General features: G+C 40.1%; 15 protein-coding genes. 8 read left to right on the forward strand and 7 right to left on the reverse strand.

Annotated elements, in window-relative coordinates:
• The first annotated feature begins 118 nt into the window (after positions 1-118).
• Both SCI76_RS20950 and SCI76_RS20955 read left to right on the forward strand, forming a co-directional pair.
• The gene (locus SCI76_RS20950) at positions 119-865 is read left to right on the forward strand and encodes a TIGR02206 family membrane protein (RefSeq protein WP_243495079.1); all 747 of its coding nucleotides are present in this window, start codon (positions 119-121) and stop codon (positions 863-865) included.
• A gap of 140 nt (positions 866-1,005) precedes the next feature.
• Positions 1,006-1,524 (forward strand): NAD(P)H-dependent oxidoreductase, encoded by a 519-nt coding sequence (locus tag SCI76_RS20955; protein WP_033579910.1) that lies wholly within the window; start codon positions 1,006-1,008, stop codon positions 1,522-1,524.
• Positions 1,525-1,551: 27 nt separating this feature from the next.
• On the opposite strand, the gene SCI76_RS20960 is transcribed toward SCI76_RS20955, so the two are convergent.
• A complete protein-coding gene (locus SCI76_RS20960) occupies positions 1,552-1,920 on the reverse strand; it encodes a cupin (RefSeq protein WP_407544250.1) in 369 nt (122 codons plus the stop codon).
• Between the two features lie 222 nt (positions 1,921-2,142).
• Positions 2,143-3,099, reverse strand: coding sequence for an LCP family protein (locus SCI76_RS20965; protein WP_372454540.1), 957 nt, complete (start codon positions 3,097-3,099; stop codon positions 2,143-2,145).
• Between the two features lie 312 nt (positions 3,100-3,411).
• Between SCI76_RS20965 and SCI76_RS20970 the strand changes: the two genes are divergently transcribed.
• From SCI76_RS20970 to SCI76_RS20980, 3 genes are all read left to right on the forward strand, one after another.
• Positions 3,412-4,086, forward strand: a complete 675-nt coding sequence (locus SCI76_RS20970) for a hypothetical protein (RefSeq protein ID WP_394554117.1) — start codon at positions 3,412-3,414, stop codon at positions 4,084-4,086.
• 75 nt (positions 4,087-4,161) lie between these two features.
• Positions 4,162-5,262, forward strand: a complete 1,101-nt coding sequence (locus tag SCI76_RS20975) for a Xaa-Pro peptidase family protein (RefSeq protein ID WP_243495076.1) — start codon at positions 4,162-4,164, stop codon at positions 5,260-5,262.
• A gap of 225 nt (positions 5,263-5,487) precedes the next feature.
• The gene (locus SCI76_RS20980) at positions 5,488-6,066 is read left to right on the forward strand and encodes a suppressor of fused domain protein (protein ID WP_013084584.1); all 579 of its coding nucleotides are present in this window, start codon (positions 5,488-5,490) and stop codon (positions 6,064-6,066) included.
• A 41-nt stretch (positions 6,067-6,107) separates the two neighbouring features.
• Here the strand turns inward: SCI76_RS20980 and SCI76_RS20985 are convergent, their stop codons facing one another.
• The 3 genes from SCI76_RS20985 to SCI76_RS20995 form a co-directional block, all read right to left on the reverse strand.
• Entirely contained in the window at positions 6,108-7,049 is a 942-nt protein-coding gene (locus tag SCI76_RS20985; protein ID WP_394554113.1) for a multidrug resistance efflux transporter family protein, read from the reverse strand.
• On the reverse strand, positions 7,046-7,726 hold the full coding sequence (locus tag SCI76_RS20990; RefSeq protein ID WP_255902948.1) for a GntR family transcriptional regulator: 681 nt from the start codon (positions 7,724-7,726) through the stop codon (positions 7,046-7,048). Before SCI76_RS20990 ends, SCI76_RS20985 begins: the two co-directional genes overlap by 4 nt.
• Positions 7,727-7,800: 74 nt before the next feature.
• A complete protein-coding gene (locus SCI76_RS20995) occupies positions 7,801-8,319 on the reverse strand; it encodes an acyl-CoA thioesterase (protein WP_028415022.1) in 519 nt (172 codons plus the stop codon).
• Between the two features lie 150 nt (positions 8,320-8,469).
• Here SCI76_RS20995 and SCI76_RS21000 point away from each other — a divergent pair, with 150 nt between their 5' ends.
• Positions 8,470-9,462, forward strand: coding sequence for a D-cysteine desulfhydrase (locus SCI76_RS21000; RefSeq protein ID WP_048019951.1), 993 nt, complete (start codon positions 8,470-8,472; stop codon positions 9,460-9,462).
• A 35-nt stretch (positions 9,463-9,497) separates the two neighbouring features.
• On the opposite strand, the gene SCI76_RS21005 is transcribed toward SCI76_RS21000, so the two are convergent.
• The gene (locus SCI76_RS21005) at positions 9,498-10,847 is read right to left on the reverse strand and encodes a cell wall metabolism sensor histidine kinase WalK (RefSeq protein WP_033579914.1); all 1,350 of its coding nucleotides are present in this window, start codon (positions 10,845-10,847) and stop codon (positions 9,498-9,500) included.
• Positions 10,844-11,515 (reverse strand): response regulator transcription factor, encoded by a 672-nt coding sequence (locus SCI76_RS21010; protein WP_028415019.1) that lies wholly within the window; start codon positions 11,513-11,515, stop codon positions 10,844-10,846. Before SCI76_RS21010 ends, SCI76_RS21005 begins: the two co-directional genes overlap by 4 nt.
• A 222-nt stretch (positions 11,516-11,737) precedes the next feature.
• Here SCI76_RS21010 and SCI76_RS21015 point away from each other — a divergent pair, with 222 nt between their 5' ends.
• Together SCI76_RS21015 and SCI76_RS21020 are read left to right on the forward strand one after the other, a co-directional pair.
• Positions 11,738-13,012: a S1C family serine protease gene (locus SCI76_RS21015; protein ID WP_034270556.1), complete on the forward strand. Its 1,275-nt coding sequence runs from the start codon at positions 11,738-11,740 to the stop codon at positions 13,010-13,012.
• Positions 13,009-13,911, forward strand: coding sequence for a peptidyl-prolyl cis-trans isomerase (locus tag SCI76_RS21020; RefSeq protein ID WP_048019952.1), 903 nt, complete (start codon positions 13,009-13,011; stop codon positions 13,909-13,911). The genes SCI76_RS21015 and SCI76_RS21020 overlap by 4 nt, the downstream gene beginning before the upstream one ends.
• Positions 13,912-13,923 lie beyond the last annotated feature (12 nt).

The following is a 13,923-nucleotide window of genomic DNA, read 5'->3' on the forward strand; positions in this document are numbered from 1 at the left end:
GCGTGATTTCGTTATGTTTCAATCTCTTTTTAATGTGAGAGAAGCGTTAATGAAAATGAGGTCTTATGAACAAGCTAAAGGTACCAAATTTGTTTTCTGATGGAGAGGAGGCGCCGTTATGAATTCATTTTTTGCGTGTCATCCTGTACAACATTCTTTTCAGCTTTTTTCAGTTGAACACCTTGTAACTTTAGCCATTATCGTGATCATAGGAACAGTTATTTTTTTGTGTCGAAAGCAGCTGCGAAAAAAGAGGTTTGCGTTCGTTTTGCTTTCACTCGTTCTAATTGCTTCAGAAACGGCCTACCAGGCTTGGGAAATCGGATGTCATCAGTGGTCCGTTGAAACTTCTTTGCCTCTTCAGCTGAGTGATATAGTCGTGCTGCTGGCTGCTGTTATGCTGATAACCAAAAGCAGATTTCTTTTTTATTTTGTGTACTTCGCAGGAATCAGCAGCTCTGTTCAAGCGATGATTACCCCAGACCTTGGCGGCTATGCGTATGCCCAGTTTCGCTATGTGCAGTTCTATGTATCGCATGGCGGTGTGGTACTTGCTTGCTGTATGCTAATTGCTGCCTGCAGATATGAGCCGACGCTTCGTTCTTTATGGGTAAGCGTAGTATTTGTTAATCTGTACGGAGGTTTTATCTATGTCATGAATCGTTTACTCGGTGCGAATTATTTATACATGATGAAAAAGCCAGAGCACGCTTCCTTGCTAGATGTTCTTGGACCTCATCCTTGGTATTTAGTATGGATTGAAGGAATCATGATTCTTAGCTTTCTTGTCCTTTATCTTCCGTTTTGGGTACATAAAAAAATTAAAGGTGATAAAAGCAAAGTCAATTTTATTGAAGCAGAATGATAATACTGGTAATTTATAAGTGTAAACGAACTCGGATTTCCTGAAGGAAAAGGAAAGAATGAGTGAACAAGACGTGAGAGGCAAGCGTAAAAAATAGAAAAGAAAAAAGCAAGCACAGACATCAGAAGGAGAGTATCCAAATGAAAACACTGGTTATTTTAGCGCATCCAAATCTAGCATCTTCTCGTATTAATAAAGCGTGGGCAGAGCGAGTAAAAAAAGAGGAGGATGTGTACGTTCATGATTTATACGCAAACTATCCCGATTTCAAAATTGATGTAGAAAAAGAGCAGGAGTTAGCTGTTCAATTCGATCGTATTGTTTTTCAATTTCCATTTTACTGGTACAGCTCACCAGCACTCTTAAAAGAGTGGCAAGATGTTGTTTTAACATACGGATGGGCTTATGGAAGCAAAGGTACTAAACTTCAGGGAAAAGAGTTTGTCGTAGCTACTTCGACAGGAGGCCCTGCAGAAGCTTATCAAGAAGGGGGATACAACCGTTACCCAATGAATCATCTGCTTCTTCCTTTCCAAGCTATGGCAAATTTAACAGGTATGAAGTTCCAAACTCCATTTTTATTTCAAGGAGCAGGCGGTGACCTGAGTGACAAAGTTATTCAAGATAGCGCAGAAAGCTACGCTCAATTACTAAGATAATAAAAAAAGCCGCGTCAAAGCGGCTTTTTAATTTGCGTTTGTTCGTGAGAAAGAAGTAAGCAGCTTTTGAGGAGCAATATCTAATCCTTCAATCAGTAGTCCTGTCATAGCCGTTAGACTCCCGACTTCAAAAGATTCCCCAGCTCTCCAAAATGCTGATTCACCTTGTTTGATATAAATTTTCAGTCCGTTATCGCCATCTACCCAGCCTTCCCCGTGAACGACTAAAAGAAGCTGTGGAATCGTAGCTTCTTGACGGGGGGTATAATCATTTTCTTGAAAAGATAAAAAGCTGATTTTGACATCTCCAGTATGAGAAAGCAATGGGTTTACTTTATAGGTAGAATGAAGAAAGGAACGCTCTTCTTCAGATTGAAAACCATATAATTTCATCATTTCATCTCCTTGACTAAAAAATATAAAAAAGAAGTCCTTCTCTTTTCATATACGCATACAGGAGAAAAAATAGAACTCCAAAGAAACAGCTGTTTTCTAGAAAACAACTCCATTTTATCTCCATTTTTTGTCGAATCTGAAAATTTTTTGAAGGATAGGGAGGAAAAACAGAAGTTTTTTTGAATAGTATAAAAAAAGGTGTCCTCTAATGGACACCTTTTCCTAATTTAAAAATGACTGTAACGCTTGTTTGTTTTCTTCAAGGTCGATGCTTAAAACAGCACCAATACCGGATATTCGTTCATTTGAATAGGAACCTTCAACCGGTAAACGAAGAGATTTTAAATCTGGCTGATTTCCAACTAAAAAATCTTTTCCTATCACAATAAATGTTTTTGGCGGAATATTTGTATCCACATATGGATCAATGACACCCCACAGCTTAGGAGCTTTCGCCAGTGTCTTTACTTGAAGAGCTTCATCCATTAATTTACCAATCACTTCTTGTTGACGCTTCACGCGCCCGAAATCACTTTGGCTATCATGGCGGAATCGCACGTATCCTAGTAATTTATCTCCGTGAAGAGTTTGTTTTCCAGGTTTTAGCGTCATGCCAATTCCTGACGACATTTCGTGTGGCACGGTAACCGTAATTCCCTCAGGGGCAATCGTATCGGCAACTTTAGAAAAACCTTTAAAATCAACAACGGCATAATAGTTTACATCTACGCCGAAATTTTCTTTAATTGTCTTACGCATTAATTCGGGCCCGCCAAATGCATAGGCTGAATTTAATTTGTTTTTGCCATGTCCAGGAATATCCACATATGAATCACGCATCAAAGAAACAATTTTAGGCTGATTGCTGTCTTTGTCATAATGAGCAATCATGATTGTATCGGCACGCGAATGTTCTTCACCGCGAGAGTCAATTCCGAGAAGCAGCACATTCATGCTATCTAAATTGGCACTTGCACCATTAAAATCAAACTGTCCATCTTTCCCAAAAGCTCCGTCTGCTTCTGCTAATCCTTGTTGGTATTGATAATACACATATGCACCAGCGGCGATTACAAGAATGAGAAAGAAAAGAAGTAGCTTTCTAAAGCGTTTCTTTTTTCTTTGCTTTTTTCTTTTATGTTGTTTACGTTCTGTACGTTCTTCCAAATGTCTCACCATCGCATTCAAAAATATTAATACTTTTTTGTCTAAAACCAATTATGCAAAAAATTATAAAACGACATAATAAAATTAACACTAAGGAATTAGATTAGCAAGTACGTTCACTAGTAAATCTGCGAAGACAGCTAAAATAAGAGAAGTGTACAAATAGAAGAAAGAGGAAATAAAGGTTATTTTTTTCGAGGATATTTGTTATAATCTATCATAGTTAGGGAAAAAGTTCTGTCTTTTAAGAAGGGTATAAGAGAAAAGTCTCTGTTTGTTGAGAATTAAATATAGGTCTAAGTGCAGAAAAAAGGAGTGAAGCGAATGAGTATATATGTGTCATCTTCGAACCTTGTGCTGATTCCAGAAGCGGCGTTAAGTCATTGGAAACCTTATGGCGCGGGGGAATTGACCGGAGCTATTATTTCAGGTAAGGATAGTGCTGAAATAATTAGAGAGCTTAATCAATCGTCTATTCTGCCTTTTACAAGTTTTTTCTATCGAAAGCATTTTGTTATTCTATTTGATAAAGAACAAGTGAAAAATCATTTTGAACAGCTGCTTTTATTATATAAATCTCAGGGCTATATTTTTTATTCTTCTACTTTATACGATGATCATTGGTCCCAGGTCCTTGAAGGAACCAAGCAGCTGCTAACGGTAAATGGACAAGTGGTACCGGTGCTTGAGCTTGAACAAAACGGTGAATTTGACGTTGTACGTGATGAAGGTGGTCTTCACATTGTGATAGATGATGACGAAGACGAAGAGAAGCAGCTAGAAAAAAAAGTTCATGAGCTCCCGCTTGAAGAAGGTAGCTATTTTATTGGAGATCCGGGATTTGTTGAAAACCGAGACATGCTGGTAAAAGAATATTTTTCTAAAGGTACGTACGAATTTATTTATAGATACGGAGAAAATGGCTGGCTGATGAAAGTAAGTATTCAGCGAAAAGCGATTAAAGAGCAGCTTACTACTCTTCACGCGGCTTTGTCTTAACCTCTATTCATTGTACAATATTGCTAAATAACTATGTTATAATAGTAATATTGCACAATGAAAGGGGTTTTTTTAATGGAAGCACGTTTGCAAAAAGTCGTATCATGGCTGAAGGAAAAGAATGTAGAAACGGCCTTTATTTCGTCAACTGAAAACGTATTTTATTTAACTGGATTTCACACGGATCCGCATGAGCGTCTGCTTGGTTTATTTTTATTTAATGAAGCGGAGCCGATGCTTGTTTGTCCATCAATGGAAGTGGGTCAAGCAAAAGAAGCCGGCTGGAAATTTGATGTGATCGGATATGAAGACCATCAAAATCCTTGGGAACTTATTAAAGAAGCTTTACATAAACGAAACGTAATGGATGTGAAAAAAGTTGCTGTAGAGAAAGAGCAGCTGCTGTATGCGAGAGCTGAAGAACTGCTTAATTTATATCCAAATGCTGAGCTAGTCGGAGCAGAAGAGAAATTAAATCAGCTGCGTTTAATTAAAGATGAGCGTGAAGTTGAGATTCTGCAAAAGGCAGCTGCATTAGCTGATTTTGGCGTGGAAGTAGGCGTAGCTGCCTTAAAAGAAGGCGTTACGGAAATGGATGTTCTGGCTAAAATTGAATACGAGCTAAAGCGAAAAGGAATTCGTGAGATGTCGTTTTCAACGATGGTGTTATTTGGTGAAAAAACGGGAGAAGCGCACGGGAACCCAGGTCTTCGCACGTTAAAGCCAGGAGATATGGTTCTCTTCGATTTAGGTGTAGTGCTAGATGGATACTGTTCAGATATTACGCGTACAGTCGCGTACAAGTCGATTAATGATAAGCAAAAAGAAATCTATGAAACGGTACAGCGCGCCGAGCAGGCAGCTCTTGAAGCTTCCAAGCCTGGCACTCGCATTGGCGACTTGGACATGGTAGCACGCAATATTATTACAGAAGCAGGGTATGGAGAGTATTTCTTGCATCGTCTTGGTCATGGCCTTGGTATCAGCGTGCATGAGTTTCCTTCAATGAGCCGCAACAATGATGATGTGCTTCAAGAAGGCATGGTGTATACGATTGAACCGGGTATCTATATTCCAGGACTCGGAGGCGTGCGTATTGAAGATGATGTGATCATCACAAAAGATGGATACGAAACGTTAACGAAGTACCAAAAAGAATTACAAATTATTTCATAATAATGTCATAAAAAATAGAGGCTGCCATGGTGCAGGCTCTATTTTTTTTATGGGAAAAGAAAAAATTGGTTAAGGTTTCTTGTTTGCTTCTTGAGACAATTTCATAGTATGTTACGAAACGATAACATTTCTATCACATTTTCTAAAAACTATATCGTAAGCGAGTGCGGTAGTATATGCTGTACAGTAGGGGACTTTTTAAGGTCGCAAGCAAGGAGGTTTTTTATGAGTAATTTTACAAAAGATGAAGAATTAATTATACATAAAGCAATAGATGTATTTGGTCAAAAGGACCGAATTGAAGATTATTCAGATGAACGAAAAAAGCATGGTATTCACGTTGTGGCATGTGAAAATCATCCGCGTCAAGACGTAACCGCGTATGCAACGCTCGGTGGACATCAATGTCCGACAGGTTATACAGTTGGAGGGATCCCGCTTCGAATTGAAATCGTTGGGGCTTGTCATGAGGAGTTCGGTATTTATTCTGCTATTTTAGCAAACTGTATTTTCCATATGATGAAATCTCATGTCTCCATTTTCCCAGGAGCTATTTATAAAGACGTTATTGCAGTCCTTGATGACAGCTTTCATATGCAGCACATTTTGCTGATTCCGCCGTTTTTATGGGATAATTTTTCAACGATTGAACTATCTGATAAAAAAGTAACGTTCCTGCAGGCCGTTCCGATTTCAGAAAATGAACGTGCTTTTGCACTTGAGTACGGAGTAGATTCGTTGCTAAGCCGCTTTGATGCTGAGCAGGTTAATGTCTTCAATTTAGAAAGAAGATCTGTTGTATAAACAAAAAGAGCGCCGACTGAGACGCTCTTTTTTGTTATTAATTAGTAGGTCAATTCTTTTTGAGGTATAGCTTTTTTATGACTCGTTTGGTAGCTGTGAAGCACCATGCCTGCTACGATAACTCCCATTCCAACCCAAGAAAGAATCGATGGCAAAGGACTTGATAGAAGGAAGACCTCTCCTAGCAGGGCAAATAAAACTTCCATCGATTGTGTAGCTTCAACTGCACCTAACTTGTGAGAATCTTTTTTCACAAGGTCAGTTGCCGCAAAAAATAAAATCGTTGCACACACTCCTGAAAGTAAAGCAACTAAACTGCTTTGATACATCTGAGTTGGTTTTGGTAGTCCATCGGCCAAGTAGGCATAGACAGAAAGAATAATCCAAAACGGCAGGCTTGAAAGCGTCATTCCAAGCACGCGCTGAAACGTATTAAGCGACGACAGCTCCATCATCTTACGGTTGCCAAGCGGATACGCAAAAGACGCAATTAAAATGGGAATCGTACAAAGCAAGGCAGTAGCCGCCGACAGTTCAGTCGCATGCTCAAGCTGCATGAGCACAACTCCTATTAAAATAATAAACGAAAAACCTAGCTGCTTGAAAGGAATGGCTCCTCGCTTTTTTCCTTCCTTGTAAAACAAAGGAGCTAGGAGAGACCCCGATAAAATCGTGATTTGCCAAGTTCCTGCAATAAGCCAGCCGGGACCGTAGGCGGAAGCAAAACAAAGAGGAGCGTAAAATAAGCCAAATCCGACCGTGCTCCATAGCAGCCATTTTTGCGGCTGGGCTTTTATTTCTGCCACCACAGGTTTGATGCCACCCCAAAAATAAACAAGCATAAGCAAAAGAGGTACCATAAAAAAATAGCGCAGAGATGCGCTCCACGCCCAGCTGCCTCCAGATAAATCCATCGCTCGATTTAAAACGAATGTAAAAGCAAAAAAGAATGATGCAGCAACGCCTAATAAAAGAGGCTTCACTTTGCTTCCTCCTCACTTGTCAGCGCTTCACCTAGTGTCAGCCAGTTTGTTTCGACAAGCTGTGATGTCAGTGCGGAATCTTTTTGACGGCAAGCATTTATGATTTCTTTGTGCTGATCAACGGAAGAAAGGCTAGCAAGAGAAGAAAAGCGAGCGATTTCCAGACGTTGAATTTTGGCGCTTGTTTGTTTTACAACACGTTCTAGCTCTAAATTATTCGCCCGGTTTAAAAAAACGGAATGAAATGCTTCATCCGCTTCGATTGCTTTCAGTACATTTCGTGTTTTGATTGCATGTTCTAGAGATTGATTATGTTTGATTAGTTCGCCCATATCTTCTTCTTGCAATGAAGTACAAGCCAGCTTAGCAGCAAGTGCATGAAGAGCTGCGACGACAATAAAGGATTGTTTTGCCTCCTCAAGGTTTAATGGAGCCACTTTTGTAGAAGAACCAGGTGTCGTTTGTACAAGGCCTTCATCTTCGAGCCTTTTTAATGCTTCTCGAACAGGAGTGCGGCTAACTCCAAATTGCTCAGCCAGTTCTTTATCCTGAAGCTTTTGTTCCGGCTGAAATTCAAGCATAACGATATTGTGTTTAAGTGTTTGATAGACTTCCTCCCGTAGGGAAAGTCGTTTGAGAGGTTGAATGTTATTTTTCATAAAACCAATATATCGCATATCATATTAAATAACAATGTGAAATCTAAAAAACTTCGTCTAAAAAGCAGACAGCTGCTTTTTAGATGAAGAGCTTAATTACTGCTGCGCAAAGATTTAGATAAGATGCGCGCAATTGCTTTGCTGTGCTCAACCTGCGTTTTTTTGGACTCTTTTCGTTCAAGAGCTACTTTTTGAAGGCTTTTTTCTTCTTCAGTTTGAGCAATAACTTGGGGAACGGGAGCAGGCTTCCCATTTTCTAATGCGACGAAGGTAAGAAAAGAAGTAGCAGCAATACGTTTAATGCCCGTTAACAAATTTTCGGCAATGACTTTAACAAAAATAATCATGGAACTTTTTCCTGTGACAACAACGAATGCCTCATATGAAATAAAATCTTCTTCTGTGACGGGCTCGATAAAGTCAACATGATCAATGGAAGCTGTAACACACGACTTTCTGGAATGTTTAGCTGCTGAAAGAGAAGCCGTCATGTCCATGTCAGCGACAATTTTGCCGCCAAAAAGGGTGTGGTGATTGTTTAGGTCATTTGGAAAAATGTGCTGTGATTTGACTACTCGTGAGACGCTGCAAAGTACTGCTTTTTCACTCATTGAAAACACTCCTTCAAACTGTTTATATGGTTTAATGTATGTTGACTACTTGTTCTTATGTATACAAGTTATAGAAAGCCCTTTCGTAAAAAGCTCTTCAAAAGCTTCTATATGGTAAAATAGAACAAATATGAAAGAGAGGATGAGAGCATGAACTTAACGCAATTTTCTAGAAGAAAATATACGGATTCCCCTACACCTTTAGAAAAGCTATCGGTTTTATCTCAGCAGTTAAACGGACCTTCAATTTATATGAAGCGCGATGATATGCTTGGACTGACAGGGGGCGGAAATAAGACGCGTAAGCTTGAATATCTAGTAGCTGATGCAAAAGCAAAAGGGGCAGACGTGCTTGTAACGTGCGGTGCGATACAATCCAATCACTGTCGTTTGACGCTTGCTGCTGCCGTAAAAGAGCAAATGAAATGCGTGCTCGTATTAGAAGAAGGGGAAAATAAAGCAAGTGATCAGCCGACGGGAAACTATTTTCTTTATCATTTATTAGGCGCTCATGACATGCGGTTTGTCGCTGAAGGTTCGGATTTGACAGCGGAAATGGAAAAAGTAGCGCGCGAGCTAAGTGAAAAAGGTCATAAGCCGTACCTAATCCCCGTAGGAGGTTCAAATGTTATCGGTGCAACAGGCTACGCTGCCTGCGCACAGGAGCTGCTTATGCAAAGCTATGAGCAACAAATAAAGCTTAGCCACGTAGTTTGCACAAGCGGAAGCGGAGGCATGCATGCAGGGCTAGTGGCAGGCTTTCAAGGCCTTCAAAGCGGGGTGTCTGTTATTGGAATGAATGTGAGTCGTGCTAAAGAAGAGCAAGAAATGAAAGTTGCCAAGCTGACGAGTGAACTTTATGATCATTTACATAGCAAAACGCCTTTTAAAAAAGAAGATATTGTTTGTATGGATGAATATGTCGGTCCAGGCTATGCTGTTCCAACAGAAGAGATGGTGGAAGCAGTCAAACTTGTGGCCGGTACGGAAGGAATTTTATTGGATCCTGTGTATACGGGAAAAGCGATGGCCGGCCTGATTGATTTAATTCGAAAAGGTTATTTTAAAAAAGATGAGAATGTGGTGTTCATTCACTCCGGGGGTTCACCAGCTCTTTATGCATATACATCGGTTTTTTCATAAAAAAGCAAGGGAGTCGACTCCCTTGCTTTTTTAGTTTATATAGGAATAGTAAGTGAAAACGTCACTCCGGCGTCTGTGTTTTCAGCCGTAATGGCTGCATCGTGCATCGTAACAATACGCTTTACGATACTTAGGCCAATACCGAATTCACCGTTTGCTCCTTTTTTAAACGGTTCAAACAAGTGTTGAAGCACGCTTTGATCAATCGGCGGACCATCGTTGCTGATGGTACATTGAACGTTCGTTTGGTGTTTAGCAAGTGAAAGTGAAACCTTCGTATCAGCATAGCGCAGCTGATTGTCGAGTACATTTTCAAGGACTTTTGTCCACAGCTCTTTGTCTCCTTTAATCGTTGCATTTACGTCGTCAAATTCCCACTGTATTTCAGGGCGCCTCCACCGCAAGCGATCCACTACTTCATGAAGTAGTGCAGTAAAATCAAAGTCGTCTTGTGCAAGCTGGTGAGTGGACATATAGTCAAGCTTGGTTAAGTAAAGCAAATCGCGGATTTTTTTCTCAAGATTTTTGGATTCATCTTCAATGACTTTTACCGTTTGGGATAAATCACCTTTTGGATAAATGCCGTCTTGAATCGACTGAGCGTAGCTTTGAATAACCATTACCGGTGTTTTTAAATCATGTGAAATATTTTGAAGGAGCGTTTGCTGTGCTTCATCTTTAGATACGAGCCTTTTGCGCATTTGCTCGATGGACGCGCCTAGCTTGCCGATTTCATCGGAACGGTTGACTGTAACAGGTTCATGCCAATTTTGTTCGGCGATTTTTTTTACATCTTTTTCAAGCGATACAAGCGGCTTGCTTAAGTATCTTGATAGCCAAATAGATGGAAGCCAGCTGAATAGAAATACAATTGAAATGACAAGAAGCAGCTGTTTAAAAAGAGTAGAAGTGAGCGCGTTGCGATACGTATCCCACGAAAATGAAAGTAAAAAAGCAGGCTGTCCGTTTACGCTTACTTTTCGAATCACATAAAAAAGCGTCCGGTTGCCGAGATCTTTTTCATAGCGAGCGACGATTTTCCGCTGACTGATTGCATCTTCCTGTGCTTTTCTCAAAAAGTCTTGAGGCAACACCCGTGATGAAAAATAAGAGATATCCGCATGTTCAGGCAATAAAATATGATCCACGGTTCGATTGCCAAGCGTTGGTTCACTGTCTTCATTGCTAAAGTAGTATTCACCTGAGCGGCTTGGCAGGCCGTATTCTTTTAAAATATGCTGTTCATTTTCAATAGTGGTATAAATTTCATTCGTGAAGAACTGCCTAAGCGTCGTTGGGAATAAAATAGCGAGCAAAATTGAAATGAGCAGTAAAATACCCGAGATGACGAGCCAAATTTGAAATGCAAGCGACTTGTTTTTCATGCTTTCATCATCCGGTATCCGTATCCGTAAATCGTTTCAATTCGTGCTTGCGGCATTTTTTTACGCACGCGCCTCACTAAATCATCCACCACTCGGTCTGTGCCGAAATAATCTTCTCCCCAAATGAGATTCAACAGCTGCTCCCTTGAAAAAGCCTGTCCAAGGTCTTTTGAGATAGTGACAAGAAAATCAAATTCTTTAGACGTCAAATCAATCGGCTTTCCATTTTCACTGACTGTACGCGTATGTAAATCGATTTCATAAGGAGTCAGCGTAATGGTATCGGTTTTCTTTTGATTGGAACCATATACGAGGTTTAGCAGTTTGTTTGCTCGAATAACTAGTTCACGAGGTAAAAAAGGCTTTGATAAATAGTCGTCGCTGCCCATTTCAAGTCCAAGAACCCGGTCAATATCGGCATCGCGTGCTGAAATGAAAATAACAGGCACATGTGGCGTTTGCTGCTTGATTTCGCGAATGAGCTGATACCCGTCAATATCAGGCAGCATAATATCTAAAATCCACAGGTGCGGAGGAGTTGCAATCATTTCTTTTGCGTCCGTGCCGTTAAAAAATGAGCGAACGTCCCAGCCTTCTTTTTGAAGGTAAAGGGTTAAAACTTCGTTTAAATTTTGTTCATCCTCTACTAAATATAGTGTAAAGCTCAAATTTGACACCTTCCTCTGAATATATGAAAATTAAGGTAAATAAAGCATATTGCGCCATCTATGCGCGTTTTTTTAAAGGTTTATGTACCCGCTATTATACTACGTGTTTGCTGTTATAAAGAAATTTTTCACAATTTCACATATTGTTTTGATACTTATCCCAAACTTTTATTTTATAGTATAGATAACATAAAATTTGCTACGTTAAAAGGAGTGATTTTCATGGATCCACGTGATTATGAAAGAGAGGAAGAACGAAAAGAAGAATATGAAAACCGCCAGCGGCGCTATGATCAGTATCAGCCTGCGTCATCATCACAGCCTCCAAAAAGACGCTTATTTCCAGTGATCGCATCTTCCATCGCGGGAGCAGTGCTAGGGGGAGGAATTGTGCTATACGGCGCTCCGCAGCTAGGGTTAATGGATTCAGCGGATACGCAAACAGCGAATCAAACAACGCAGACTCAAACGGCAACAACAACGAGCACAACGCCTCGAACAGTAAGCACAACCGTGAATCAGTCAGATCTTGTTTCAGTTGTAAATAAAGTATCAGCTGCTGTTGTAGGCGTGAACAATATTCAACAGCAAACAAATCCATTTTCTGGAGATACCCAAACGCAAGAAGCGGGAACGGGTTCCGGTGTTATTTTCAAAAAAGAAAATGGAAAAGCCTACGTTGTGACTAATAACCACGTTATTGACGGCGCAAGCGAAGTAGAAGTGTCACTTTCAAACGGACAAAAAGAAAAAGCTAAAATTGTCGGAGCTGACGCGCTAACGGATTTAGCGGTGCTTGAAATGTCCGACAAAAATGTTGAACAAGTGGCGAAGTTCGGAAAATCATCAGATTTAGTGGCGGGTGAAACGGTTCTTGCAATCGGAAACCCTCTTGGTGAACAATTTTCTCGCACGGTCACACAAGGTATCGTGAGCGCAGCAAAACGCTCTGTCCCTATTTCAGAGAATTGGAACGTAGATGCAATTCAAACGGATGCGGCGATTAATCCAGGAAACAGCGGCGGTGCCTTGATCAATTCTTCCGGTGAAGTAGTTGGTATCAACAGTATGAAAATTTCAGAAGACAATGTAGAAGGAATCGGCTTTGCTCTTCCAAGTGATGAAGTGCAGCCAACAATTGAACAGCTGATGAAAAACGGAAAAATAACGCGTCCATATATGGGGGTAGGTCTTCAAGATGTAGGTCAGCTTTCAGCTGCAACAAAACAAGATCAGCTAGGCCTAACAAGCGATACGTCTGAAGGAGTTGTCGTAACGACGGTTGAACCATTCTCTTCTGCTTCTGATGCTGGTTTACAATCAAAAGACGTGATTGTTGCCATCGATGGAAATGAAGTCAAAACATCCAGTGATTTACGTCAATATCTATACACAAAACGCAAAGTAGGAGACACGGTAAAATTAGACGTGTACCGAAATGGAAAAAAACAAACTATTTCTCTGAAGCTTTCAGAGCAGCAGGATAACAATGGATGAGTTCAGCACCGTTAAAGCTGCTGCTAGCAGTATTAACAGCGTTCGGATTTTTAACAGGCTGCGGAGGGAAGCATTCAAACACGATGTTTCCTTCTGTAGAAATTAGTCAGCTATCTTCTGCTAAAGAAGTGGCAGCGTATGAAGGAGGAAAGGTGACAGGAGCTGAATTCAATCGTTTTTTAGCAGTTGAAGGGTTCTTAAATCCCGATGCTCCGCTAAATGATACAAGCTACCGCAAAGAGTTGTTGCGGCAGCTTGTCATGCAAAAAATCTTAATTTCGCATCTAAAGACAAGTGACAGGGTACAGAAAAAAGTCGAGGATATGTGGAAACAAATCAAACGTTCATATGACGAAGATACAAGAAAACAAGGCTATGAAGTCTTGCACATTCGTTCTAGCGATGTAACTAAACAGCTAATAAATCAGTTTAAATTAGAAGAATATTTCCGTAAACAAATTACGTCTGATGAACTAGACGCTTACTATACACGTATTGAGAATGATGTAACGCGCGTATCTTTTTCGCAGCTAACTTTTACAACTTTACATGATGCCGAGACCGTTGCGGCTGAGCTGCAAAAAGGAACATCGCTTCAAGACGTTCAAAAAAAATATGCTGATGTCCAGACCATCAGCAAAATAGAGAATGATGATAATCTAAAGCTTTCAAGTCTATCTCCCTCTTTTATAGATGTTTTAAAAAAACAGCACATCGGAGAGTGTAGTAAGCCCATTAAAATGGGTAAAGTCTATTATATTCTTATTTTAAAACAAAAAGATAAAAAAACGGAATCAGAAGTCAAAGAAGAAATGATGAAAGAACTTGTTTTGAATCATATCAACCGGTATATCCAGGATCAACTGCCAAGGTTTCACGTGACTTTCAACCTTAGGTAGTTCCCTTTTATA

The sequence above is a fragment of the Priestia sp. HNGD-A6 genome (genome assembly GCF_045784335.1).
Classification (GTDB): domain Bacteria; phylum Bacillota; class Bacilli; order Bacillales; family Bacillaceae_H; genus Priestia; species Priestia zanthoxyli.

What these genes read in the sequence shown, in the direction of transcription:
- SCI76_RS20950 (WP_243495079.1), top strand. Translation starts at nt 119, where the DNA reads ATGAATTCATTTTTTGCGTGTCATCCTGTACAACATTCTTTTCAGCTT.
- SCI76_RS20965 (WP_372454540.1), bottom strand. Translation starts at nt 3,099, where the DNA reads ATGGTGAGACATTTGGAAGAACGTACAGAACGTAAACAACATAAAAGA.
- SCI76_RS20990 (WP_255902948.1), bottom strand. Translation starts at nt 7,726, where the DNA reads ATGCGATATATTGGTTTTATGAAAAATAACATTCAACCTCTCAAACGA.
- SCI76_RS20995 (WP_028415022.1), bottom strand. Translation starts at nt 8,319, where the DNA reads ATGAGTGAAAAAGCAGTACTTTGCAGCGTCTCACGAGTAGTCAAATCA.
- SCI76_RS20975 (WP_243495076.1), top strand. Translation starts at nt 4,162, where the DNA reads ATGGAAGCACGTTTGCAAAAAGTCGTATCATGGCTGAAGGAAAAGAAT.
- SCI76_RS21005 (WP_033579914.1), bottom strand. Translation starts at nt 10,847, where the DNA reads ATGAAAAACAAGTCGCTTGCATTTCAAATTTGGCTCGTCATCTCGGGT.
- SCI76_RS21020 (WP_048019952.1), top strand. Translation starts at nt 13,009, where the DNA reads ATGAGTTCAGCACCGTTAAAGCTGCTGCTAGCAGTATTAACAGCGTTC.
- SCI76_RS21000 (WP_048019951.1), top strand. Translation starts at nt 8,470, where the DNA reads ATGAACTTAACGCAATTTTCTAGAAGAAAATATACGGATTCCCCTACA.
- SCI76_RS20970 (WP_394554117.1), top strand. Translation starts at nt 3,412, where the DNA reads ATGAGTATATATGTGTCATCTTCGAACCTTGTGCTGATTCCAGAAGCG.
- SCI76_RS21015 (WP_034270556.1), top strand. Translation starts at nt 11,738, where the DNA reads ATGGATCCACGTGATTATGAAAGAGAGGAAGAACGAAAAGAAGAATAT.
- SCI76_RS20960 (WP_407544250.1), bottom strand. Translation starts at nt 1,920, where the DNA reads ATGATGAAATTATATGGTTTTCAATCTGAAGAAGAGCGTTCCTTTCTT.
- SCI76_RS20980 (WP_013084584.1), top strand. Translation starts at nt 5,488, where the DNA reads ATGAGTAATTTTACAAAAGATGAAGAATTAATTATACATAAAGCAATA.
- SCI76_RS20955 (WP_033579910.1), top strand. Translation starts at nt 1,006, where the DNA reads ATGAAAACACTGGTTATTTTAGCGCATCCAAATCTAGCATCTTCTCGT.